This window comes from Natrinema altunense (genome assembly GCF_000731985.1).
GTDB classification, from domain to species: domain Archaea; phylum Halobacteriota; class Halobacteria; order Halobacteriales; family Natrialbaceae; genus Natrinema; species Natrinema altunense.
In genome coordinates, this window is sequence record NZ_JNCS01000003.1 from 230,695 (window position 1) to 252,916 (window position 22,222).

Consider the following 22,222-nt stretch of genomic DNA (forward strand, 5'->3'; position numbering starts at 1 on the left):
CAAATTCGGGCAGGAGGCAATGATAGTTACGCTCTATCCGAACCGGCAACGGAGGTCGGGCGATCCCGCTGTTCCACCATTGGTTACGTACAGGTTCTTAGACCAACGCGGAGACGATGCCGCCGCCGACGATCGCGAGTCCGCCGAGGCCGAAACAGACGACCCAGAAGGGTACCCGGTCGACGACCCGCATGAGGGCGTCGATCGTCCAGTAGCCGACGACCGAACTGACTCCGAGCGCCACGAGGGCTGCTCCCGGCGAAATACCCGGTAAGCCGCCGGCTTCCGCGACGGTCAGCGCGGCTGCGCCAAGGCTCGCAGGGATCGATAGCAGGAACGAGAGCCGGAACGCCGCCGGCGGATCGTAGCTCCGGAACAGCAACGCGCTCGTCGTCGTCCCCGAGCGGGAGATCCCCGGCAGGATCGCGACGCCCTGGACGGCCCCGACCAGGATCGAGTCGAGCAGCGTCGGCGCGTCCCGGCCGCCCATCGAGACCGATTCCGAAACCAGTTGGAGGAACCCCGTGAGGACCAGCAGGACGCCGATGAGCGCGATGAAGACGCCACCGGAGACCCGGCCAGCCAGATCGACCGCGGTCAGGTACAACGGGATGCCGACCACTCCCGTCATGACCGACGCCACGACGACGTACGAGGGGATGGCGTTCTCGCCGCTGTAGGCCGTCCCGGGCCGCCACCCGGGCACTGCTCGGAGGGCCGTCGCGATGTCGTCCCGGTAGTAGAGCGTCGCCGAGAGCGTCGTCCCGACTTGCAGGAACAGCGCCAACTGTACCGCGTTCGCGGGGTCGGTCCCCGCGACCGTCAGAAACAGCGAGAGGTTCCCCTGGCTCGAGACGGGGAGCCACTCGACGATTCCCTGGACGATGCCGGCGAGTATCGCGACGACGAGCTCCGCGCGGTTCACTGGTGGAACTGGGAGAACGCGACTACATAAATCGGACTCATTCGACGTGGGACTCGACGACCGCACGCTCGTACGGGTTACTCGACGGTGACGCTCTTCGCCAGGTTCCGCGGTTTGTCGATCGAACGGCCGAGCAGGTTCGCGACCCAGTAGGCGACGAGCTGGAGTTGTACGTTCGCGAGCACCGACGCGCCGAGGTCGTCGACGGCGGGAATCTCGAGGACGTGGTCCGCGTACCGCGCCACGTCGGACGTGCCGTCGGTAATCGCTACGACGGGCGCGTCGCGAGCCTCGACCTCTTTGACGTTCCCGATCGTCTTCCGCGCGGTCTCGCCATCACCAGTGACGACGGCGAACACGGGCGTCCGCTCGGTCACGAGCGCGAGCGGGCCGTGTTTCAGTTCCCCGGCGGCGAACCCTTCCGCGTGCCGGTAGGTAATCTCCTTCATCTTCAGCGCGCCCTCGAGCGCGACCGGGTAGTGATACCCCCGTCCGACGAAGAAGTAGGCGTCCGCGTCGACGAACGTTTCGGCGACCGCTCGGGCGTCCGTCGTCTCGAGGACCGTCTGGACCTGGCCGGGGATGTCCCGAAGCGCCTCGAGTTCCCCACGCGTCGGCTCGTCGCCGAGTTCGAACGCCAGCAGCGCGAGGGCGAGTTGCTGGCTCGCGAACGTCTTCGTCGCCGCGACGCCGATTTCGGGACCGGCGCGGATGTAGAGGGTGTGGTCGCACTCCCGTGCGGCGGAGCTCGCGACCGTGTTCGTCACGGCGAGCGTCGTCGCACCGGCGCGGTCGGCCTCGCGTAGTGCACGCAGCGTGTCGGCCGTCTCGCCGCTCTGGGTGACGCCGACGACGAGCGTGTCCTCGTCGACCGGGACGCGATCGCTCGCGTACTCGCTTGCGAGAAACGCGTGTGCGTCCACACCGCTCGTTCGCAGTCGCTCCGCGCCGAACAGCGCCGCATGATACGACGTGCCACACGCGACGAACTGAATCGGACCGTCGTGGTCGATGGCCTCGAGTTCCGGGAGATCGACCGTCCCTTCGAGTTCGTCGATCCGACCGCGGAGACACTGACGCAGGGAGGACGGCTGCTCGTGGATCTCCTTGAGCATGTAGTGGTCGTAGCCGCTTTTCTCCGCGTCTTCGGCATCCCACGCGACGGTGTCCGTCGCCCGATCGACGCGACGACCTTCGGCGTCGGTGACGACCGCCGAATCGGCACTCAGCCGGGCGATGTCGCCGTCCTCGAGGTAGCGGACCCGGTCGGTGTGCTCGACGAACGCGGGGACGTCGCTCGCGAGATACGTCCCGCGGTCGCCGAGGCCGACGACCAGCGGGGAGTCCTGGCGCGCCGCGTACACCGTCTCCGATCCCTCGACGACCGCGGCGATCGCGTAACTCCCCTCGAGATGATCGACCGCCAGCCGGAACGCCTCCTCGGGGTCCGCGCCGCGATCGAGATAGCGCCCGATCAGGTGGGGGACGACTTCGGTGTCGGTCTCGCTGCGGAACGCGACGCCCGCCTCGACGAGATCGTCGCGCAGTCGCTGGTAGTTCTCGATGATCCCGTTGTGGACGACGGCGACCCGACCCGCTTCGTCACAGTGTGGATGGGCGTTGTCGTCCGACGGCGCGCCGTGCGTGCTCCAGCGCGTATGCCCGATCCCGACGGATTCGCCCGCGAGTTCGTCCCGCGACACCGTTTCCTCGAGCGCCGACAGTTCGCCGGCGGCCTTGGAGACCGTCATCTCGGGGGTCGGGATGGCCACTCCGGCGGAGTCGTAGCCGCGATACTCGAGCGCCGAGAGCCCGTCGAGGACGACATCGATAGCGTCGTTTCCGCCGGTCGCGCCGACGTAGCCGACGATTCCGCACATCGTTACTGCACCTCGGTTTCGGTTTCGATCGTCCCCCGAACGGTCGTCCCGGCGTTGACGACGGCATCGGAGCCGACGACCGTTCCCGGCTCGTAGGTCACGCCGCCGCGGTCGCGAACGCGGTCGGCGAGCAACGCGCCCAGTCGCTCGGCTTCATGGACGCGGTCACCGACGCGGACGTCTCCGGGGCCGCCGACGACGGTCGAGCCGGTGCCGATCCGAACGTTGCGACCGGTAACGCAGTCGACGAGCGTCGCTCCCGACCCGACGCGCGTATCGGCGTCGACGACGCTGTCCTCGACGACGGCGTTCGCACCGACCGTCGCGTTCTCGCCGAGTGCGACGTTCGGGCCGACGACGGAGCCGGGGCCGACGACGCAGTCCGCCGAGATCGCGACCGGTTCGACGATCGTCGCCGACTCGTGGACCCGCGCATCCGCCGAGACCGAGCTTTCGACGCCGTCCGCGTGCTCGAGGAGCGTCGCCGTCACCTCGAGGAGGTCCCACGGGTACGTCGCGTCGATCCAGATGCCGTCGGAGGTGACGCCGCGGACGGTCGCCCCGGCGTCGATCGCGTTCGCGATGCCGTCGACGAGCGAGTACTCGCGCAACTGCGGTTCCGGGCCGCGGAGATACTCGAATAGGGCCGGTTCGAACGCGTAGACGCCCGCGTTGAGCTGATAGGTGCGGTCGTCGCGGGGGTGCTCGACGATCTCGGCGACGTGGCCGTCGTCCCCGCAGATCACGCCGCCGTACTCGGCGACGTTCTCGTCCCGAATGAGGCCGAGCGTGGCGACGGCATCGCCGTCGTCGTGAGCAGTGCGGACGTCCTCGACGATTCGCGGGGCCACGAGTTGATCGCCGTTGAGGACGAGTCGCGGCTCCGAGACGTCGGATTCGGCCGCCAACAGAGCGTGTCCGCTGCCGAGTTGCTTGTCCTGGCCGACGTACTCGAGGCTCGCGTCGCGGTACGTCGATCCGAAATGGGACTGGACGTGCGTCCGTCCGTAGCCGACGACGACGGTGATCTCCGTGATGCCGGCCTCGACGAGCGCATCGAAGACGTATTCGATGATGGGCTTGGTCGCTGCGGGAAGCATCGGCTTCGGTCGATACTTCGTCAGCGGCCGGAGGCGAGCCCCCTCTCCCGCCGCGAGGACTACCGCAGAACGGATCGTCATAGCGAGACTGAGAGTAATCGAGTCTTATGAGTCTTGTGTCTCAACCGGCGGAGTCCGGTGCCAGCACGTCTCTCTCGTGACCCGACGACAGCCGCGCCTGACGGCGCGGCGGTCCATTAGAACCGGTTGGCGAAACGAGCGCCCCCGCCGGGGTCATAACAGATGATAGCAACGACGGGGACGAAGACGAGCACCAGCGGAACGAAAGCCAGTAGTTGCGTCACCGGATCCGGTGGCGCGACGAGCGCCGAGACGATGGCCGCGGCGGTGCCGCCGATTCCGAACGCGCCGAGTCGGCGTTCGAGTCGTGCGGGCGGGTCGTCACGCGCGGGGAGGCGCGTCCTGTACATCACGTAGGCCGGACCGGCGATCGGCAGGAGGAACACGGAAAACAGCGCCCAGCCGACGCCGCTCGCGCCGCGAGCGGCCGCATCCGCTCCGATGATATAGCAGAGACAGATCGTCGACGAGAGCGCCAGGAGACCGCCGAACAACGCGATTGCGATCCCTAGCAGGGGTGTGATCGAACTCATTCCGTCCGTCCGGATACGAGCCCGGCGGGGAAATAAGTAATTGTACGATCACTCTTCCGACGGAACGAAGCCGTCGCGAGAACCGCGAGCGAACGCCGGCCATCCTTGGTTCCGACTTAGCCGTCCTCCCGTCGTCGACCCGGGAACGCATCGATCGCGTCTCGCGTTTCCGCGGTGAGCGTCGCGACGACGCTGCCAGCGGGGCGGACAGTCTCGGTTAGCCCGACGCTCTGGCCCGCAAACAGCGCCATCGACTCGACGTCGCCGTCGACGTCCGGCGTCGCGAGCGCCTCGTCGTAGCGCTCGATCCGGTCGCCGCCCCCGGTGGTCGCGACGATGTCGGTCTCGCCCGGCCGCTCCCCTGCGGGCGGACGGCCGTCCCCGTCCCACCGCTCGAGCGTCTCGTTTCGCAGGACGCGATGCGGCGTGCCGGGCCAGCCCTTGTCGAAGAGCGTCGTGTACTCGGTGTCGGTCTCGTCGCTCTCACGGAGGCGGCGCTGGTAGGTGTCGTGGACGGCCGCTTCCTCGGTCGCCACGAACCGCGTCCCCAGCCACGCGCCGTCGGCACCGAGCGCGAGCGCGGCCGCGATCCCCCGGCCGTCGGCGATCCCACCCGCCGCGACGATCGGGACATCGTCCCCGACGGCGTCGGCGACGCGCGGAACCAGTGCCGTCGTCGCGATCTCGCTCTGGACGTGGCCGCCGGCCTCGAGACCTTGCGTGACTACGATGTCGACCCCCGCGTCGACCGCCGTGCGGGCTGCCTCGGCGCTGCCGACGGTCTGTGCGACGAGCGCGCCCGCCTCGTGGATCCGGTCGACGTAGGGGGCAGCATCCCCGAACGAGAGGCTGACGACATCGACACCGGTTTCGAGGATCGTCTCGAGGTGGGTCGCGGTGTCCACGACGGTCGTCGCGTCGTCCAGCACGAGGTTGACCGCGAACGGTTCGTCGGTCAACTCGCGCGTATCGCGGATCACCGCGCGCGTTTCCGCCGTGTCCCGCCACGTGACCGCGAGGTGGCCGAGGCCGCCGGCGTTCGAGACGGCGGCCGCGAGTTCCGGGGTCGTCGCGCTGCCGATCGGTGCCTGGACGATCGGCGACTCGATCCCCAGCACCTCACAAAGTGGGGTCCGCAGCGTCATCGGCCACCCGGATTGGCTCGTCGCTTCTCCTTCTCGAGGACGCGGACGTTCTCGATCCCCGTGTCCGGGTACTGCCCGTCGTCGTCCTTCTCGATGGCCTTCACCATGTCCCAGACGACGTTCAGGCCGGTCGTCACGCCCTCGAGGGCCTCCATCTCGCAGCCCGTTTTGCCGGTTGTTTCGACGGCGACCCGGAGTTCGATCCGGTCCTCGGCGAGCGAGAAATCGGTATCGACGTTCGTGATCGGGATCTGGTGGCACATCGGGATCGTCTCCCAGGTGTGCTTGACCGCCTGAATCGCGCCGACGCGGGCGGTCGCGAGCACGTCGCCCTTGCCGACCCGATCGTCCCGGATCGCCTCGATCGTCGAGGGCCGGAGGTGAATCTCCCCGACGGCGACGGCACGACGTTCGCTGTCCGGTTTGTCGCCGACGTCGACCATCTGGACGTCGCCGTCGGCCGTGGTATGGGTCAGTTCGTCGGCGGTCGCCGACTCGTCCTCGGACTCCTCACGCATCGCGATCACCCCAGAGGACCGCCGGCAGTTCCTCGACGACGTCCGACGCGAGGAAGCCGAACTCCTGGGTTTCCGCGAGACGTTCGCCCGCGATACCGTTGACCTGTGCGCCCGCCGCGGCGGCCTCGAGCGGCTCGGCGTGTTCCAGCAGCGCCGCGACGACGCCGGCGAGCGTATCGCCGGTCCCCCCGACTTTCATCCCGGGCGTTCCGGACCGGCTGATTCGCGTCCGTTCCCCGTCGGTAATGACATCGTTTGCGCCCTTTGCGAGGACGACGTGGCCCAACTCGGCCGCAAACGACTCGATCTCGTCGGCCGCCGCGGCCAGATCGTCCGCGTCCGGGCCGCCCATCCGCGCCAGTTCGGCCCGATTGGGCGTACAGACCAGCGTGGCGTCGGTCTCGACCGACGGCACGATCTCGAGGGCGTCCGCGTCGACGACCGCCTGCCCCGTGTACGAGGCGAGGAACTGCCGGACGGCCCGGCGGGTCTCGTCGGCGGTGCCGAGTCCGGGGCCGATGACGACGACGTCGTCGTAGCGCTCGGCGGTCTCGAGGAGGTCGTCGGCCACCGCGGGCGTGAGCACGTCGTTCTCGTAGGGCTGGACGATCAGGTCCTCGCCGTAGCCCTGGATCTCGCCGGCGACGGCGTCGGGTGCGGCGACGAAGGCGAGTTCCGCGCTGGTACGTAGCGCGGCCTGAGCGGCCAGCGCCGGCGCGCCGGTGTAGGGACCGCCGCCGATGACGTACGGCCGTCCCTCGCGACCGTCGGGCCGCGCGAGGGCGATATCGCCGGGCCCGACGAACCGCTCCGCCGCGGCCGGGATGCCGATGTCCGCGACGGTGACGTCCGCGTCGAGGTTCGCGAGTCCCGGCTTCGCGTCGTGGAAGGTGACGACGCGGTCCGCCTCGACGCCGTTGGCCGCGTGGTCGCCCCCGTCGGCGTCGAAGCCGGAGGGGACGTCGACTGCCACGACGGTCGCGTCGGCCGCGTTGATTTCCGCGGCCGCGGTCGCCGCCGGCTCTCGGAGGTCGCCGCTAATCCCCGTCCCCAACATCGCGTCGACGACGACGTCGCAGTCGGGGAGATCGAAGCCACTCGAGTCGGTGATCTCCCGGGTGTCGTAGCCGGCTCGCTCGAGGGCGGCCCAGTTCTCGCGAGCGATCTCGGTTCCGATCAGTTCCGCACGGCCGAGCAGCAGCGTCGTCACGTCGTAGTCGTCCAGAAAGCGGGCCGCGACGAAGGCGTCGCCGCCGTTGTTCCCACGACCCGCGACGATGACGACCCGAGCGCCGGGATCGGCGACCGCACGGATCGCTCGAGCCACCGCGTGCCCGCTCGACTCCATCAACTGCTTTCGCGGCACGCCCAGCGCCGCGGCGTTCGCGTCGACGGCGGCCATTCGCTCGCCTGTGATCATGGCTGGCAGTTCGACGGGCCGTCCGTTCAACGTTGCGGACACCACCGGCAAACATCGATAGGCAGCAGACCCAACCCCTTCGGGTCCCGTGCTCCGGTATGAACGTCTTCTGGCTCGACGAGGACCCGCGACTCGCCGCGCGCTATCACTGCGACCAGCACGTCAACAAGCTGTTGCTCGAAGCCGCGCAGGTCCTCTGTACCGCGGCCCGGGAGAACGGCCACGAGGCCGACTACCTCTACCGAGCGACCCACGTCGATCACCCCGTCACGAAGTGGGCCACCGAATCCCGCGCGAACTGGCTCCGCCTGCGGGAGCACGCCGCGGCGCTGAACGAGGAGTTCGTCGAGCGTTACGGGAAAGACGACGACCACGCCTCCTGGCAGGTGATCGAGCGCATCGATCCCGCCGCGATTTCGTTTCCCGCCGACGAGCCGACGCCCCGTCCACAGGCGATGCCCGACGAGTACACGCGGGCCGACGACCCCGTCGCCGCTTACCGCGCCTACTACGCCGGCGAGAAGGCCGACTGGGCCGAGTGGAAGTACACCGACGAACCGCCGTGGCTCGAGGCCTTGCTCCCGGAACGCGAGTGAGGGACACCCGCCTCCCATGCGGTTTCTCGCACGACCACGGCCGTACGCGAATTTACTGATTCGTCGATCCGCCGAGGTGACGACGGTCGTCTCGAGCGACGGCCGACTCAGTACCTGATCTCGAACCCGTCCTCGCCTCGGGGTTCCTCGTACTCGACCGTGACATCTTCGACGTCGGCCGCGGGACTGCCCGTGTAACACCACTCGACCATCCCTTCGACGGCGTCCTTCGAGCCCTCGAAGACTGCCTCCACTCGTCCGTCGTCTAAGTTCTTCACCCAGCCGTCGACGCCCATCTCTTCGGCCGTATCACGGGTGTTCGCGCGGTAGTAGACGCCCTGTACCGTCCCCGAAACGAAAACGTGTGCACGGGTTCGTGTCGCCATGTGAGTGGCATCGATCGCGACCGTGAAAAATCCGCTTCCGATCACCACACGGCGGAAGTAACGGAGATACCTCGACCGCCCATTCCGGTAGCGGGACGGCATCGCGACGGGGTTCGTTTCGACCGATACGAATGACGGTCGTCCCTCGTCATTGCGTTCACTCCCGTCTCGGACCCTCGGGAACCGGATGCGAGGAGGACGACGAGTAGCGTCCGTCCGTGATTTGACTCGTCGCAAGGGTCGGACACACCGCGATTTAGGCCGACCTAAATAGTAAGACGTAAGTTGTTTTAGGCGGGCCTAAAAGTCGTATGCCACGATCGAAACGAAGCGGTTCGACTCGATTATTGACGGTGCTCGTTGCTGGACTGCTCTGTTGTTCGCTGCTCGGCGGAGTGGGAGCCGTCACCGCCTCCTCCACCTCGAACGTCTACGTCACCGTGTCGGATATCGCCGTCTCGGATGACGATCCGACGACCGACGACGCCATCACGGTCACGCCGACGATTCGACACTCGAGCGGGCACGACGGCGGCTTCCAGGTCACGCAGGTCGTTCTGGAGGCCCCCGACCGAGGCAAGGTCGACGACGCCGACGATCTCGGCTCGATCGCCTCCGGGGAGACCATCGACGTGCCCCTCCAGACGACGTTCGACACGGCGGGGGAAAAGCGACTCATCGTCAAAGTACGCGGTATCAAGGAAGACGCTGACGGGAACACCCAGCAGGTCGGTGTCATCGAGCGGCCCGTGTACGTCAGCGTCTCCGAACCCTCGTCGGACTCGGCGACGGACCCGCGGCTCCGGATCGACGCCAACCGCGCGGTCGCCGGCACCGAGATCCCGGTGACGGTCACGGTCTCGAACGGCGACGACGAGGCCCTGACCGACCTCGTCGCTCACCTCGACGGCGACGGCACCGTCGAAGAACCGACTCGAATTCACCCGACGCTCGAGGCCGGGAACATGACGACCTTCGATTTCCGCGTCCGGGCCGACGAAGCCGGTCAAAGCAGCCTCGAAGCCGCATTGGAATACGACGACGGCAACCGAGTGGAGACCGTCCAATCGATCCGAGTCGAACCGCTGCGCGAGGACGTCGATCTGTACGCGTCGGTTCTCGAGCGTAACGAATCGACGGTGCTGCAGTATCGCGTCACCAACCGGGGGAACGCTCCGATCGACGACGTAAGCGTCTCGGGCCAAACGGGGAGCGAGCGGTTGCCGGGCGCGACGATCGCGACCGTCGACGCTGCTTCGGCCGAGACGGTGTCCATTCCCATCGACGAGACGCTGACCGGGACTGCCGAGATCGAGGCGGCGTACACGATCGACGACCGCAGGAATCGGACGACCCGGACGATCGAAATCACCGGCGCGACCGCGACCGAGTCCGACATCGCTTCCATCGGTGGACAGTCGATTATCGCCGCCGGCGCGTCGGGCGCGGGATCGTTGTTCGGGGCGGTAATCGTCCTTCTCGGCCTCGGTGGGATCTCGTTCCTCGGCTATCGCCAGTGGAATCGGTAAGCAAGTCGTAACGACGGGACTCCGTCGTCCCGCGCTATGTACCCGTTCTGAGGTGGTGAAAGACGTACGTCTGTGCGTAGCCGGCGTACTCACCGCCGAGTCGGTCGCGAAGCGCTCGCGAGGTCTCGGCGTAGGAGCCGCGATCGCACTCGGGATAGTACTCCTCGATCGCCGACTTGATCCACGTATCCAGCGGGACGGCCTCGTCGAAACCCAGCGAGAACAGGAGCACGCAGTCGGCCACCTTGTCGCCGACGCCGACGAACTGCGTCAGGAACTCCCGCGCGGCTTCGTACTCGAGGTCGCGTGCGTCGGCCGGATGGGCGTTGCCGCCCGCGACCATCTCGGCAGTCCGGACGACGTAGGGAGCACGATACCCCAACCCGAGGTCGCGGAGTTCGGCCTCGGTGGCAGTCGCGAGCTGGTCCGGCGTCGGGAACGCGTGATAGGTTGCCCCGTCGAACGCGATCGGACTGCCGTATTCCCGCGCCAGCGCCGTGACCATGGTATGAATGCGGCCGACCCGCATCTGTGCCGAGCAGATAAACGAGATCAGACAGCCAAACGGCGGGTCCCGAACGAGTCGCATTCCGGGATGGGCCTCGTAGGCCTCCCGAAGCAACGGATCGTCCGGCCCGGCCGCGGCGATCGCCTCGAGATCGTCCTCGAGACGCAACAGGCGACGAACGGTCGGCTCGGCGTCGGCCGTCGATTCCCATTCGAGGCGTCCGTCGCGGGTCCGAACGCGAATCGCCTCGCCGTCGACGACCGTCGCGTACCACACGCCGGGGGCCGGCGTGTCGGTATACATCTCGCCGTCCTCGCGCCGCCAGAGGTAGCTCTGGCCGCTCTCGAGCGTTCGATACAGGTCGAGTCCCCCACCGAGATCGTCGATCGGGATGGTCCCCGTCTCCATTCGGTCGGCCCTTCGGGCGTGTGGGTCCTTTGCCTTTCGAAGCGAGCCGCCGTGGGACGGCCGCCGAACGGAGACGGCCCGTCGCGACGGCCCGACCGCCACGAGGCGAACCTTCTTACTGTATGCGATACAACGTCTATACATGAATTGCAGGGTCGTCGTCGAAGCTGCCGTGCCGGTATTCGACGTTGAAACGGAGGACGAGGCGATCCGTATCGCCATCTCGAAGACGGGCGAGATGCTGAACCCTGACCTCAATTACGTCGAGATCAACATGGGCGAGCGAACCTCGCCGTCGGGCGAGGAACTACCGCCCGCGTTCATCGCGGCCGACGAAGCGCTCGTCGCGCTCGAACTGGAGATGACCGTCTTCAACGTCGAGCGCGAGGAACACGCCTCGCGTATCGCCCGGAAAGAGATCGGCCAACTCCTCGAGAACATCCCGCTCGAGGTCAAGCGGGTCGATGTCCTGGAAGACGAGGACGGCGACGAAGTGGCGGAGACGGGTGACGACTCGGCGGACGGCGATCATGCGGACGAGCAAGTCGACACGGCCGGCGCCTCGGACGCCGAACCCGACGAGGAAGACGACGAGGAGATCCTTCCCGAGTTCGAGGACCTCGTCGAGTAATTCCGACCGGCAGCCCCGTCGATCGGATCGTCGGCCCGCCCGAACGAGTTCTGACGCTTCGTAGCAGCCACCTACTGAGCGGCGAGTACGGCGATCCCAGCCGATACTTCGGCTCGTCGTGTTCGGCGGCGGCCGCCAACAGAGACGGCTGGACGAGTGACGGAAATGCGTCTCACTGGTTGGTATAGCGATCTATCGGAGGATGCGACGAGTTGCTCAGTCTGCAGTTGCGGCGACTGCTTCCTGCTCCCCTTCCCGCATGTTCTTCGTAATTCCCCCGGCGAGTGCAAAAACAGCGGCTTTGTGGTCGGTTTTCGATTTGTGGATCGATGTCGGTCGAATACCCCGCGACTCGTATTCTTCGAGGTCGATCTGACAGTCCTCCCACGCTGCACACTGATTGGATACCTCTGCGAGAAGGCCGTGAAGGTGAATGAGCTCCTGCTTCTTCATAACCATCTGCTCCTATCCACTGCAGGGTTATATTATTATCTTGAGTCGCGTTAACACACCTTCAACGTTGTACGTCTGATGTATCACTGTAGAAGATACTTCGAATGCTGTCCCTACACGAGGAAAACCGCACGACGTAGCGGGGGTACGATTCTATTTACGCGCATAATAACTGCTTTCTTTCCAGCTTCCGATACGCTGCGTTCGGAGAGTTAAACCGTGGCTACTACTGGAACGACGGTGTGAAAATGTTAGTTGGGGTATCAGACGGGAGCGCGATTTCGACGCTACCCGAGCTGTTTCAGCGTCTGTAGATCACGGTCGGTTCGCATGAACTCGGCGGTCCGACGGGAGGCATGACAGTTCGGACAGTGAAACATCTCGGCGGCCGCGGGGAGGTCGTCCGGAGAAGTCTGCCAGTCCTTCGTACACTCGGGACACAACAGTTGGACGGTCGTTCTATCCATGTCACATTCTTTCACATGAGCGGTAAAAAACGTTGTCGCGGTTCCAGACGACCGAAAAAGACCACCCGCGTCATCACGACGCGACAGACACGGCCGCAGACTCGGCCGATTTAGGCGGGTGCGGCCGTGTCCGAGGCCTCGAGCAGTTCCTTGTACCGGTTGCGGATGGTCACTTCGGAGATGCTCGCGACCTCGCTGACCTCGTTTTGGGTGACCTTCTCGTTGGTCAGCAGGGCGGCGGCGTACACCGCTGCTGCGGCGAGGCCGACCGGGGACTTCCCGCTGTGGACGCCCTCCTGACGGGCCGATTCGAGCAGTTCGCGGGCCATGCGCTCGGTCTCGTCGGAGAGATCGAGATCGCTGACGAACCGCGGCACGTAGTGTTCGGGATCGGCCGGTTTGACCTCGAGGCCGAGTTCCCGGATGATGTAGCGGTACGTGCGGGTCAGTTCCATCTTCTCGACGCGGGAGACCGCGGAGATCTCGTCGAGACTGCGCGGCGTCCCGGCCTGGCGGGCGGCGGCGTACAGCGAGGACGTCGCGACGCCTTCGATGGAGCGCCCCGGAAGCAGGTCCTCCTCGAGTGCGCGTCGATAGATGACTGACGCGGTCTCGCGGACGTTCTCCGGGAGGCCGAGCGCGCTGGCCATCCGATCGATCTCGCCGAGCGCTTGCTTCAGGTTCCGTTCCTTGGAGTCGCGGGTACGGAAGCGCTCGTTCCACGTGCGCAGGCGCTGCATCTTCTGGCGCTGGCGACTCGAGAGCGACCGGCCGTAGGCGTCCTTGTCCTGCCAGCCGATGTTCGTCGAGAGTCCCTGGTCGTGCATCATGTTGGTCGTCGGCGCACCGACGCGGGACTTCTCGTCTTTCTCGGCGGCGTCGAACGCACGCCACTCGGGACCGCGGTCGATTTCGTCTTCCTCGACGACGAGGCCACAGTCCGTACAGACCGTTTCGGCGTGTTCGTCGTCCGAGATCAGGCGCCCGCCACATTCGGGGCAGTGTTCCTGTTCGTCGGATACCGCCGTGTTTTCCTCCTCGGTTTCGGGCTCCCGCTCGTTCGTGTAGGTTCGGATGCTTGTGTCTGTCATAGCGTATCGGGTGGGTTACTCGGGGCTCCCGGGTGGGGTAACCAGAAGAAACCCGGTCGCCTCGGCTAACATAGGGTAAGGTCGTAAGGCATATAAACCTTTCGCCTACTTTATAAATTGACTGGGTTTTCTGTTATATAGGTTCTGGTTATATACTTATTAATCGTTTGAAATGGTACGGTGAGGACTCAGACTTCCCGGCGAACGGACCCCGCTACTCGACGGTAAAGAGGTGGCCGTCCCTCGGTACGTCGAACAACCCGATGCGGGCACCGGCGTCGAGCCACGCGTGTCCGTAGGAGAACGACGCGAGCGCGTTGACGGGATCGCCTTGCTCACGAAAGTGCCTCCCGTCCTCCAGATAAGACGCCGCCATCTCGTAGCAATCGGCGGCGGCCTCGGCCATCGGCGTCCCGTCGGGCGGCGCGATCGTTGCCGCTTCGAGCGCCGCTGCTAACAACTCGCCGTACCGGTTCGTCTTCTCCTCGAGATCGGCAGCCATGGTCGACTCTCGTCGCTCGGCCCCGTAAGTGCGTCGGCGTCCGTGGCGACCGGACCCGCACAGTAAGGAGGAGAGATTGCTGAGAGCGCAAGGCGTTTAGGCGCTCTATCCGAAATGAGGGACATGAGCGACCAGCCACGCGTCGAGATTTATACCAAGACGGACTGTCCGTACTGTGAGATGGCCAAAGACCTCTTCGATAGCAAAGGCATCGAGTACGAGACCTACAACGTCACCGACGACGACGACCGCTTCGAGGAAATGGTCGAGCGTGCGGATGGCCGCAAGACGGCCCCCGAAGTGTTCATCGACGACGAACTCATCGGCGGCTGGGACGACACCAGCGCGCTCAACGAGACCGGCGAACTCGACGAGAAGCTCGGCATCGCCACCGCAGACGACGGCGAGATCGTCGAGCACCGGACACTGATCATCGCCGGGACCGGCATCGCCGGGCTGACCGCCGCGATCTACGCCGGCCGCTCGAACAACGAGCCCCTGGTCATCGAGGGCGACGAACCCGGCGGCCAGCTCACGTTGACCACCGACGTCGCCAACTATCCCGGCTTCCCCGAGGGAATCGGCGGTCCGGAACTAGTCAACAACATGAAAGAGCAGGCCACGCAGTTCGGTGCCGACCTGAAAAACGGCATCATCGAGTCCGTCGACGACTCGAGTCGGCCGTTCCGCGTCGAGATGAAAGACGGCGACATCTACACCGCCGACGCCGTCATCGCCGCTTCGGGTGCCAGCGCACGGACGCTCGGTGTTCCCGGAGAAGACGAACTCATGGGGTATGGCCTCTCGACGTGTGCGACCTGTGACGGCGCGTTCTTCCGCGGCGAGGACATGCTCGTCGTCGGCGGCGGCGACGCTGCCATGGAGGAAGCGACCTTCCTGACGAAGTTCGCCGACACCGTCTACATCGCCCACCGCCGCGAGGAGTTCCGCGCGGAGGACTACTGGGTCGACCGCGTCCACGAGAAGGTCGAGGACGGCGAGATCGAGATCCTGAAGAACACCGAACTGACCGAGATCCACGGCTCCCAGGAGGACGGCGTCGACCACGTCACTCTCGTCGAGAACGACAAGGGCCATCCCACCGACCGCCTCGACGACCCCGAGACCGAGACGTTCGACTTCGATGTCGGCGCGGTCTTCTACGCGATCGGCCACACGCCGAACACCGACTATCTCGAGGAAACCGATGTCCGGACCGACGACGAGGGGTACCTGAAGACCACCGGCGGCGACGGCGGCGGCCAGACCGAAACCCACGTCTCGGGCATCTTCGGTGCCGGCGACGTCGTCGACTACCACTACCAACAGGCCGTGACCGCCGCCGGTATGGGATCGAAGGCGGCCCTCGACGCCGACGAGTACCTCGAAGACCTCGAGCGAGCCGACTCGAGCGCGGAAGAAGTCGAGCCGGCCGCGGCGGACGACTGAGAACCAGGTCCGATCGGTATCGTAGTCGACTATTAACCGTTACCTTCCGACTCGATTCTCACCGGTTTCACCTCGATTCCGTTCTGTCGATCGCTGTCCGTTTCCCGGATCCACTCGGTCTCGACCCGTCGTCGGAACGACAGCGCGCTCGATGACCCCTGTCCAGTGGGCACACTGTCGGGACTCGGTGAGAAACCAATACCCCTATATGAGACGATCACCGTATTCTCTCTTGAATGAGTATTCAAGACCGCTTAGTACGTCGACATAGCGGACAGGACGGGAACCGAATTCCGTACTCGAGACGGGCAGACCAATGAGGACGGGTCGCACACTCGGCTGTCTCCTCGTCGTCGTCCTGATCACCACCGCGGGTATCGGTCCCGCACTCGCCCAGTCGGGGCAACGGTCGGGCCAGGTCGTCGGACAGCCGGATATCACCATCGAATCGTCGGCCGGCGAGCTGACTCCCGGAACGTCGGTCGAACTCCCGCTTTCGATCACCAACCGCGGGCAGATCGACCGTGCCGGCCCGTCGCAGTACGAGCAACGGGTCACGACGGCACGCGGCCTCTCGCTCGATTTCCAGGACGAGAACTCGCCGATCGATGTGGATAGCGGGCCGGTTTCCGTCGGCAACGTTCCGACGGGGACGAGAGGCGTCTCGCCGGTTCGGGTCACGATTCCCGAACACCTCGAGCCGGGGAGTTACGAACTCCCGGTCGAATACGAGTATTCGTACACGCGCGTCGTCGAATACAGTCAAGCGAGCGCGGAGTACAACGACCTGACGCGGACGCGGACGGCGACGCTGACGATCGAAGTCGAAGACAAACCGCAGTTCGAAGTCGTCGGTGTCGAATCGAACGCCCAGGTCGGCGATCGAAACGACGTCTCGGTGACGCTCCGGAATACGGGGACCAAGACGGCACGTGACGCGAGCGTGACCGCCAAGTCCCAGACGGCCGAAATGTCGTTCGGTGCCGGTCCGGAGACGTCGACGGGTTACGTCGGCGAATGGAAACCCGACGAGACGAAAACGGTCACCTACAGCATCGCATTGTCGGACGATGCCCCGCATCGCGGCTACTCGCTCGGTCTCAACGTCGGATACACTGATAGCGACGGTATCGAGCGAACGTCACCTCCGTTGGAGACCGGCATCTCGACTGCCGCCGAACAATCGTTCGCCCTCGAGAACGTCTCCTCGACGCTGCGGGTCGGCGAGGACGGGAGCATCTCGGGGACCGTCACCAACACGGGCCCGAAACGGGTCAACAGCACCGTCGTCCGGTTCACCGACGAGGAGTCGCCGAACGTGATTCCCATCGAGCGCTCCGTCGCCGTCGGGTCCCTCGAGCCCGGTGACTCGGCGTCGTTCCGACTGCCGATCGAAGTGAGTAGCGAGGCCGAAGCCGGCGCGAAATCGCTTAACTTCGCCGTCCGCTATCGGAACTCCGAAGCGGAGATCCGTCAGTACACCAAACTCGACGTGACTGCCGACATCGCTCCCGAACGCGATCAGTTCGATGTCGATGTACAGGAGTCGACGATCACGGCTGGCGGCGAGCGGGCGATCTCCGTGTCGGTCACGAACGAACTCAATCAGACCGTGACCGACGTCGAGGCGCGCATCTTCGCCGACGATCCGCTCGACACCGGTGACGACGACACGGGGTACGTCGAGTCGCTCGAGCCCGGCGAGTCGGTCACGATGACGTTCGAACTGAGCGCGGCGGAGTCGGCGACCGAAAAGACGTACCCGGTCTCGTTTGACTTCCGATACGACGATGAACGGAACAAGAGCCAGCTTTCGAACACGATTCGCGTACCGATGTCCGTTACGGCCGCCGACGGCGGCTTCCCGCTGTCGCTGGTTCTCATCACGGGCTCGCTTCTCATCGGCGCGGTCGGCGTGTTCTGGTATCGGAGGGACTAATCGATGACAGCGGGCGAGCGAATCGAGACTGCGACCGAAACCCTCAATGACGTGATTATCTCCCGATCACGGACGGTCGTGATCGGGTTTCTGGTCCTCACCGTCATCTTTGCCGGTGGCTTCGGCCTGGTCACCACCGACACGGATGCGACGGACTCGTTTACCGACGATCTCCCGGAGCAAGACGCGCTTGACTCCGTCAACGAGGAGTTCGAGGGCCCGTTCCAGACCTCGGACGAGACGACACAGCTCGTCCATACTGGAGAGAACGTCCTGACCAAGGAAGCACTCGTCCGGAGCCTGCTGGTCCTCGAACGCGTCGAACAGGGCGAGGACCTCCGCATGGAGTCGGCGAACGGACCCGCACCGCTGATCGCCCAGACCATCGATCCGACGGCGACCACACCGTCCGAACAGCGGCGGGTGATCGAATCGGCGACGACCACCGAGATTCGACAGGCGATCCGGGAGCAGAGCGACGATCCGACGTTTAAGCGCACCCTCTCCAAGGATTTCAACCCGACGACGGCGTCGGCGTCGGCTTCGATCACGGTGATCTCCCACGACATCCCTAACGAGTTCACCGACGACGACCTGACCGACATCCAGCTGTCGATCAAGTCGATCGCGAGCGACCAGCCGGGCGACATTCGTGCGTTCGGGAGCGGTATCACCGACGCGGAGACCGCGAACGTCATCGGCGACTCGATGACGCTCGTTATGCCCGTCGTCGTCCTCCTGTTGCTTGCCTTCCTCGCCATCTCGTACCGGGACCCGATCGACCTCGCGCTGGGACTACTGGCGCTGCTGATGACGGTCATCTGGACGTTCGGTTTCCTCGGGTACTCCGGGATCCCGTTCAACCAGCAGATGATCTCCGTTCCCGTCTTGTTGTTGGCGGTCGGCGTCGACTTCGGGATACACATCGTCAACCGGTACCGTGAGGAAACCGTACAGGGGTACGAACCGCTCGAGGCGATGCGGACCGCGAACAACCAGCTCATGATCGCGTTCGTCATCGTCACGGTGACGACCGTCTTCGGGTTCGGTGCGAACGTGATCTCGGATCTCGGCCCAATTCGAAACATGGGGATCGCCTCCAGTGTCGGGATCATCTTCACGTTCTTCATCTTCGGGATCTTCCTTCCGGCGGCCAAACTGGAGGTCGACCAACTTCGCGAGCGGTTCGGCATCCCCGAGTTCGGCTCGGACCCGATCGCGTCCGAGGACTCGTCTCTCGGACGCCTCCTGGCGATGCCCGCCAGGGCGAGTCGCCACGCACCGCTCGTGTTCGTCGTCGTGATCATCGTCATGGGCGGTGCGGCGGCCGGGTACGGGGCGGGAGTTGACACCTCGTTCGACACCGAGGACTTCCTGCCTCCCGAAGATCAACCCGCGTACGTCTCATACGTCCCGGCCCCGCTCGCCCCCAGCGAGTACACGGTAACGGAAACGATCAACCTCCTCGAAGACAAGTTCGCCACGGACCAGGACGAGTCAGTCAAGATATACGTCGAAGGATCGTTCGAGGAAGACCACGCGCTCGAGGCTCTAGCCAACCCGAACGACGATCCGCCGAGCAACCTCGCAGTCGGTTCCGGCGGCAAAGCGGAGGCACGGAGCATTATCACGGTCATCCAGAGCCACGCCGCCGAGGATCCCGAGTTTGCCGCACTCGTCGAACGGAACGATCGCAACGACAACGACATCCCCGACCGGAACCTCGATCTGATCTACGACGAACTGTTCGCGTCGCCGGCCGGCTCGCAGGCCGAACAGTATCTGACCGAAGACCGGCGCAAGGCCCAGGTCGAGTACGCCATCGACGGCGATGCGTCCCAGCAAGCGGTGGCCGCGGATGCCGCCGAGTTCGCCACCGACTTCCGCTACGACGCGACGGCAACGGGGAACATCGTCGTCTTCGCAGCGGTGACCGACCTGATCTTCTCGTCGTCGGTCCAGGGGCTGATCCTCGCAATCGGTTTGACAGCCCTGTTCCTCGTCGTTACGTACGCCGCACTCGAGCGAAAGCCGTTACTCGGGATCGTAAACGTGTTCCCGATCCTGATCGCGATCGCGCTGTTGATCGCCACGATGCGGTCCCTCGGCATGTCGTTGAACGCGCTGACGGGGACGATACTGTCGATCTCCATCGGGCTCGGGATCGCGTACTCGGTCCACGCCACGCACCGGTTCATCGACGAGTTCAAAACGGATGACGCGTTCACCGCGCTCACGACGACGCTCTCGGGAACCGGCGGCGCGCTCATGGGGAGCATGCTCACGACGGCTCTCGGAACGGGTGCACTCGCACTCGCGATTACCCCCGTGCTAGGTGACTTCGGCCTGCTGATGGCGCTGAGCGTCGTCTATTCGTTTGCGACGTCGATCGTCGCACTCCCACCCGCGATGCTCCTCTGGGCCAGCTATAACGAGTCCCCGTCGCTGTGGCACCGCGTGGCCACTGCGGTCGGCATCCGTAACTGAACGCCTCCCCCAGCGAACCCCCGGGTTCGACTCGAGGACGGTCGATCGGCCTCACGCGACTGACTCGGACCGCCCACCCGTCGTCGCCTCTCCTCGAGCAGCCCGACGCAGTACGTGGCTGCCCAGACAGACTACACGCGGGCCTCTCGAGATCGCGGCCCTCGATGCCGACGTTCCAGTCGAATACCGCTCGCACCTCGACACACGAGTCACACGTGTCGTGTGTGGAGTCGTTGCTTATCGCACACTCGGGACGCATTCTGACGGCTACGACGACTGTTGGGTCACGGAATCGCCGTAGTTCTGGCCGCCACTGAACGGCAACGCACACCTGATCGTACGACGGCTGTGCGATGGCTGTCTCAGTCGCTTCGGTCGTTACTATCGCAACGCGTCGTCGAGATACCTTCCGCCCGAAAACCAGGTGTCGATTTCACGCTGAGACCATCGCTGAGCGGACTCCGAACGGTTGTGGACCCCATCCCCACTCGGTTGGCCACTTCGGACTCGAGAACCGTGCTCTCGAAACGAGAGTACCTACGCCGAGATGCTCTCAGACCGAGCGCGAGGGAAAGGTGGGCCCAAAGTAGTGTTGCGGACCGCGACGAACTAGCGTTCCGTTGCGTCCGGCAGTTCGTACTGCACCGGCTTCGCGAGTTGCGTCCCGCCTCGTCTAATGGTGACGTTCAGCGGCGATTCGGTATCCGGCAACTCGTACTCGCATGCTACCGACCCATCTCTTTCGACGGTCGCGTTACACTCGAGTAGGTATCCCTTTCGTAACGGATCCGTTTGCACTCGCATCGCGACATCGTTCTCCGGGGCGAGGTTCGTCGTTGCGTTAACGACGAGCGTCGATTCGTTCGTCAGCGTTGGCTCCGACACGGTCGCGGACTGGGGAACGACAACGAACCGTTCGGTCACGACGCTCCCGTCGTCGGAAACGGGTGAATCGTCGTAGACCTGGAACCTGACGGTGTACGTTCCCGGCTCGAGGTGGGTGGTATCGACGTCGGCAACGAGCGTGTCCGTCGTCGAGTTATACGTGGTCGTCAGCGACCCGAGTGGTGCCCCGATCCGCGATCGGTCGTCTGCGGATTGGAGGCGTAAATCGACGCCGTGAGTGAGCGTCCCGAGACTGTCTGCTCCATAGCTGATCTCGCCCGTCTCGACGTACCGATCCGATCCGAATCGAACACGAACGTCGGCAGTCCCCGTCTTGCCGGGATTCGTTGCGGCATACGCCGCAAAGAACGTTTCTGACTCCGAAATCGACACCGGCTCGTCGAATCGAATCGAAATCTCACCGGCGGATGTCGTCCGGACGCCCGATACGGACCCCGTCAATGACCGGTCGATGTGTCCGTCGTTGTCCGTATCGACGCCGAGGATTTCAATATCGTTCCAGGAGAGACTCTGAATGTTCGGGGCGACGCCGCCGGACTCATCGTAGTCGATCGATATCGTTTCCACGTGCTCGATGTTTCGATCGGGCGTCTGCTGGACGCGATGCGTCGTTTGAGCTCCCGGACGACTATCGGTTGCAGTTACTAGCTGGTCACGTGCTGTCGGATCCTGTAGTAGCCCTTCGACACCACTCACGTCGAACTCGGCGCGGCCGATATCGCCCTTTGCGACCGTCGTTTTCCCCGCAGTGGTTTGCATATCGACCCCACTGGCAGCGACGGTCTTCACATCGGTTCCAGGTGCGATCGCCCTGCTTTGACTCTCGCCGACTGTTGGCTCTTCGAGTTGTAACACACCCGCGATACGGGACGTCTCTGTCGATGCGATCATATTGTACCGGCCAGCCTCGAGCATCGGCAGCGATTGGGTCGTCGCGTGCGTGCGAACGGTCACGCTGTCGTCTCCAACGGCAGTGAAGGCCGGACGATTCCCGTGTTCGACTCCGTAAAACGTGTTGAACCGTACGCGGACCGTCCCGTCACCGTCCTCGTCGCGGACCCGGAGATCCGCTCTGAAGTCTCGTTGTGCGGACCGAACCAAGAGACTCGTCTCGTCGGTGTTTGTCAACTCGAGTTGGATCGTCGCGACGTTCCCTCGTTGTTCGGCGACGTTCGAATCGGCAAAGTCGACGGTCTCGTTGATCGGTTGAGGCCCGATCTCGGCACCGGTATCGGCTTCGGTTCCGGATCCGGCACCCACGACTGATA

At 64.9% G+C, this 22,222-nt stretch carries 20 protein-coding genes; 6 read left to right on the forward strand and 14 right to left on the reverse strand.

Annotated elements, in window-relative coordinates:
* Positions 1 to 97: 97 nt before the first annotated feature.
* From ALTAJ2_RS07965 to ALTAJ2_RS07995, 7 genes are all read right to left on the reverse strand, one after another.
* Entirely contained in the window at positions 98 to 925 is an 828-nt protein-coding gene (locus tag ALTAJ2_RS07965; RefSeq protein ID WP_007109139.1) for an undecaprenyl-diphosphate phosphatase, read from the reverse strand.
* Positions 926 to 1,002: 77 nt separating this feature from the next.
* Positions 1,003 to 2,805: a glutamine--fructose-6-phosphate transaminase (isomerizing) gene (glmS, locus tag ALTAJ2_RS07970; RefSeq protein ID WP_007109138.1), complete on the reverse strand. Its 1,803-nt coding sequence runs from the start codon at positions 2,803 to 2,805 to the stop codon at positions 1,003 to 1,005.
* 2 nt (positions 2,806 to 2,807) lie between these two features.
* The gene (locus ALTAJ2_RS07975; RefSeq protein ID WP_007109137.1) at positions 2,808 to 3,986 is read right to left on the reverse strand and encodes a sugar phosphate nucleotidyltransferase; all 1,179 of its coding nucleotides are present in this window, start codon (positions 3,984 to 3,986) and stop codon (positions 2,808 to 2,810) included.
* 116 nt (positions 3,987 to 4,102) lie between these two features.
* The gene (locus ALTAJ2_RS07980) at positions 4,103 to 4,519 is read right to left on the reverse strand and encodes a hypothetical protein (protein WP_007109136.1); all 417 of its coding nucleotides are present in this window, start codon (positions 4,517 to 4,519) and stop codon (positions 4,103 to 4,105) included.
* A 116-nt stretch (positions 4,520 to 4,635) separates the two neighbouring features.
* Positions 4,636 to 5,664, reverse strand: coding sequence for an NAD(P)H-dependent flavin oxidoreductase (locus ALTAJ2_RS07985; RefSeq protein WP_007109135.1), 1,029 nt, complete (start codon positions 5,662 to 5,664; stop codon positions 4,636 to 4,638).
* Positions 5,661 to 6,182 carry a cyclic pyranopterin monophosphate synthase MoaC gene (gene moaC, locus ALTAJ2_RS07990; RefSeq protein ID WP_144240225.1) on the reverse strand — a complete coding sequence of 174 codons (522 nt, stop codon included), beginning with the start codon at positions 6,180 to 6,182 and terminating at the stop codon, positions 5,661 to 5,663. Before moaC ends, ALTAJ2_RS07985 begins: the two co-directional genes overlap by 4 nt.
* Positions 6,175 to 7,602, reverse strand: coding sequence for a bifunctional ADP-dependent NAD(P)H-hydrate dehydratase/NAD(P)H-hydrate epimerase (locus ALTAJ2_RS07995; RefSeq protein WP_007109133.1), 1,428 nt, complete (start codon positions 7,600 to 7,602; stop codon positions 6,175 to 6,177). The genes moaC and ALTAJ2_RS07995 overlap by 8 nt, the downstream gene beginning before the upstream one ends.
* A 98-nt stretch (positions 7,603 to 7,700) precedes the next feature.
* Between ALTAJ2_RS07995 and ALTAJ2_RS08000 the strand changes: the two genes are divergently transcribed.
* The gene (locus ALTAJ2_RS08000; protein ID WP_007109132.1) at positions 7,701 to 8,198 is read left to right on the forward strand and encodes a hypothetical protein; all 498 of its coding nucleotides are present in this window, start codon (positions 7,701 to 7,703) and stop codon (positions 8,196 to 8,198) included.
* Positions 8,199 to 8,305: 107 nt separating this feature from the next.
* Here ALTAJ2_RS08000 and ALTAJ2_RS08005 read toward each other — a convergent pair whose 3' ends face one another.
* The gene (locus ALTAJ2_RS08005) at positions 8,306 to 8,584 is read right to left on the reverse strand and encodes an acylphosphatase (protein WP_007109131.1); all 279 of its coding nucleotides are present in this window, start codon (positions 8,582 to 8,584) and stop codon (positions 8,306 to 8,308) included.
* A gap of 311 nt (positions 8,585 to 8,895) precedes the next feature.
* On the opposite strand from ALTAJ2_RS08005, the gene ALTAJ2_RS08010 reads away from it, so the two are divergent.
* The gene (locus ALTAJ2_RS08010) at positions 8,896 to 10,113 is read left to right on the forward strand and encodes a COG1361 family protein (protein WP_049900204.1); all 1,218 of its coding nucleotides are present in this window, start codon (positions 8,896 to 8,898) and stop codon (positions 10,111 to 10,113) included.
* Positions 10,114 to 10,147: 34 nt separating this feature from the next.
* Here ALTAJ2_RS08010 and ALTAJ2_RS08015 read toward each other — a convergent pair whose 3' ends face one another.
* Entirely contained in the window at positions 10,148 to 11,029 is an 882-nt protein-coding gene (locus tag ALTAJ2_RS08015) for a DNA-3-methyladenine glycosylase family protein (RefSeq protein WP_007109129.1), read from the reverse strand.
* Between the two features lie 142 nt (positions 11,030 to 11,171).
* Here ALTAJ2_RS08015 and ALTAJ2_RS08020 point away from each other — a divergent pair, with 142 nt between their 5' ends.
* Positions 11,172 to 11,660: a DUF555 domain-containing protein gene (locus ALTAJ2_RS08020; protein ID WP_007109128.1), complete on the forward strand. Its 489-nt coding sequence runs from the start codon at positions 11,172 to 11,174 to the stop codon at positions 11,658 to 11,660.
* A 216-nt stretch (positions 11,661 to 11,876) separates the two neighbouring features.
* Here ALTAJ2_RS08020 and ALTAJ2_RS08025 read toward each other — a convergent pair whose 3' ends face one another.
* The 4 genes from ALTAJ2_RS08025 to ALTAJ2_RS08040 all read right to left on the reverse strand — a co-directional run bounded on the left by ALTAJ2_RS08025 (position 11,877) and on the right by ALTAJ2_RS08040 (position 14,173).
* Positions 11,877 to 12,113, reverse strand: coding sequence for a UPF0058 family protein (locus ALTAJ2_RS08025; protein ID WP_008453476.1), 237 nt, complete (start codon positions 12,111 to 12,113; stop codon positions 11,877 to 11,879).
* Positions 12,114 to 12,400: 287 nt separating this feature from the next.
* Positions 12,401 to 12,580: a DUF7836 family putative zinc-binding protein gene (locus ALTAJ2_RS08030; protein ID WP_007109126.1), complete on the reverse strand. Its 180-nt coding sequence runs from the start codon at positions 12,578 to 12,580 to the stop codon at positions 12,401 to 12,403.
* A 110-nt stretch (positions 12,581 to 12,690) separates the two neighbouring features.
* Positions 12,691 to 13,671 (reverse strand): transcription initiation factor IIB, encoded by a 981-nt coding sequence (locus tag ALTAJ2_RS08035; protein WP_007109125.1) that lies wholly within the window; start codon positions 13,669 to 13,671, stop codon positions 12,691 to 12,693.
* 214 nt (positions 13,672 to 13,885) lie between these two features.
* Entirely contained in the window at positions 13,886 to 14,173 is a 288-nt protein-coding gene (locus ALTAJ2_RS08040; RefSeq protein WP_007109124.1) for a DUF357 domain-containing protein, read from the reverse strand.
* 123 nt (positions 14,174 to 14,296) lie between these two features.
* Between ALTAJ2_RS08040 and ALTAJ2_RS08045 the strand changes: the two genes are divergently transcribed.
* From ALTAJ2_RS08045 to ALTAJ2_RS08055, 3 genes are all read left to right on the forward strand, one after another.
* Complete coding sequence (locus ALTAJ2_RS08045; protein WP_007109123.1) at positions 14,297 to 15,622, forward strand: FAD-dependent oxidoreductase; 1,326 nt, start codon at positions 14,297 to 14,299, stop codon at positions 15,620 to 15,622.
* A 316-nt stretch (positions 15,623 to 15,938) separates the two neighbouring features.
* Positions 15,939 to 17,561: a COG1361 S-layer family protein gene (locus tag ALTAJ2_RS08050; protein ID WP_007109122.1), complete on the forward strand. Its 1,623-nt coding sequence runs from the start codon at positions 15,939 to 15,941 to the stop codon at positions 17,559 to 17,561.
* A gap of 3 nt (positions 17,562 to 17,564) precedes the next feature.
* Entirely contained in the window at positions 17,565 to 20,048 is a 2,484-nt protein-coding gene (locus ALTAJ2_RS08055; RefSeq protein WP_007109121.1) for an efflux RND transporter permease subunit, read from the forward strand.
* A 609-nt stretch (positions 20,049 to 20,657) separates the two neighbouring features.
* Here the strand turns inward: ALTAJ2_RS08055 and ALTAJ2_RS08060 are convergent.
* Positions 20,658 to 22,214 (reverse strand): DUF7827 domain-containing protein, encoded by a 1,557-nt coding sequence (locus tag ALTAJ2_RS08060; RefSeq protein ID WP_007109120.1) that lies wholly within the window; start codon positions 22,212 to 22,214, stop codon positions 20,658 to 20,660.
* Between the last annotated feature and the right edge of the window lie 8 nt (positions 22,215 to 22,222).

Coding starts and splice junctions, on each gene's coding strand:
- glmS (WP_007109138.1), bottom strand. CDS start 2,805: ATGTGCGGAATCGTCGGCTACGTCGGCGCGACCGGCGGAAACGACGCT.
- ALTAJ2_RS07975 (WP_007109137.1), bottom strand. CDS start 3,986: ATGACGATCCGTTCTGCGGTAGTCCTCGCGGCGGGAGAGGGGGCTCGC.
- ALTAJ2_RS07980 (WP_007109136.1), bottom strand. CDS start 4,519: ATGAGTTCGATCACACCCCTGCTAGGGATCGCAATCGCGTTGTTCGGC.
- ALTAJ2_RS07985 (WP_007109135.1), bottom strand. CDS start 5,664: ATGACGCTGCGGACCCCACTTTGTGAGGTGCTGGGGATCGAGTCGCCG.
- moaC (WP_144240225.1), bottom strand. CDS start 6,182: ATGCGTGAGGAGTCCGAGGACGAGTCGGCGACCGCCGACGAACTGACC.
- ALTAJ2_RS07995 (WP_007109133.1), bottom strand. CDS start 7,602: ATGATCACAGGCGAGCGAATGGCCGCCGTCGACGCGAACGCCGCGGCG.
- ALTAJ2_RS08000 (WP_007109132.1), top strand. CDS start 7,701: ATGAACGTCTTCTGGCTCGACGAGGACCCGCGACTCGCCGCGCGCTAT.
- ALTAJ2_RS08005 (WP_007109131.1), bottom strand. CDS start 8,584: ATGGCGACACGAACCCGTGCACACGTTTTCGTTTCGGGGACGGTACAG.
- ALTAJ2_RS08010 (WP_049900204.1), top strand. CDS start 8,896: ATGCCACGATCGAAACGAAGCGGTTCGACTCGATTATTGACGGTGCTC.
- ALTAJ2_RS08015 (WP_007109129.1), bottom strand. CDS start 11,029: ATGGAGACGGGGACCATCCCGATCGACGATCTCGGTGGGGGACTCGAC.
- ALTAJ2_RS08020 (WP_007109128.1), top strand. CDS start 11,172: ATGAATTGCAGGGTCGTCGTCGAAGCTGCCGTGCCGGTATTCGACGTT.
- ALTAJ2_RS08025 (WP_008453476.1), bottom strand. CDS start 12,113: ATGAAGAAGCAGGAGCTCATTCACCTTCACGGCCTTCTCGCAGAGGTA.
- ALTAJ2_RS08030 (WP_007109126.1), bottom strand. CDS start 12,580: ATGGATAGAACGACCGTCCAACTGTTGTGTCCCGAGTGTACGAAGGAC.
- ALTAJ2_RS08035 (WP_007109125.1), bottom strand. CDS start 13,671: ATGACAGACACAAGCATCCGAACCTACACGAACGAGCGGGAGCCCGAA.
- ALTAJ2_RS08040 (WP_007109124.1), bottom strand. CDS start 14,173: ATGGCTGCCGATCTCGAGGAGAAGACGAACCGGTACGGCGAGTTGTTA.
- ALTAJ2_RS08045 (WP_007109123.1), top strand. CDS start 14,297: ATGAGCGACCAGCCACGCGTCGAGATTTATACCAAGACGGACTGTCCG.
- ALTAJ2_RS08050 (WP_007109122.1), top strand. CDS start 15,939: ATGAGGACGGGTCGCACACTCGGCTGTCTCCTCGTCGTCGTCCTGATC.
- ALTAJ2_RS08055 (WP_007109121.1), top strand. CDS start 17,565: ATGACAGCGGGCGAGCGAATCGAGACTGCGACCGAAACCCTCAATGAC.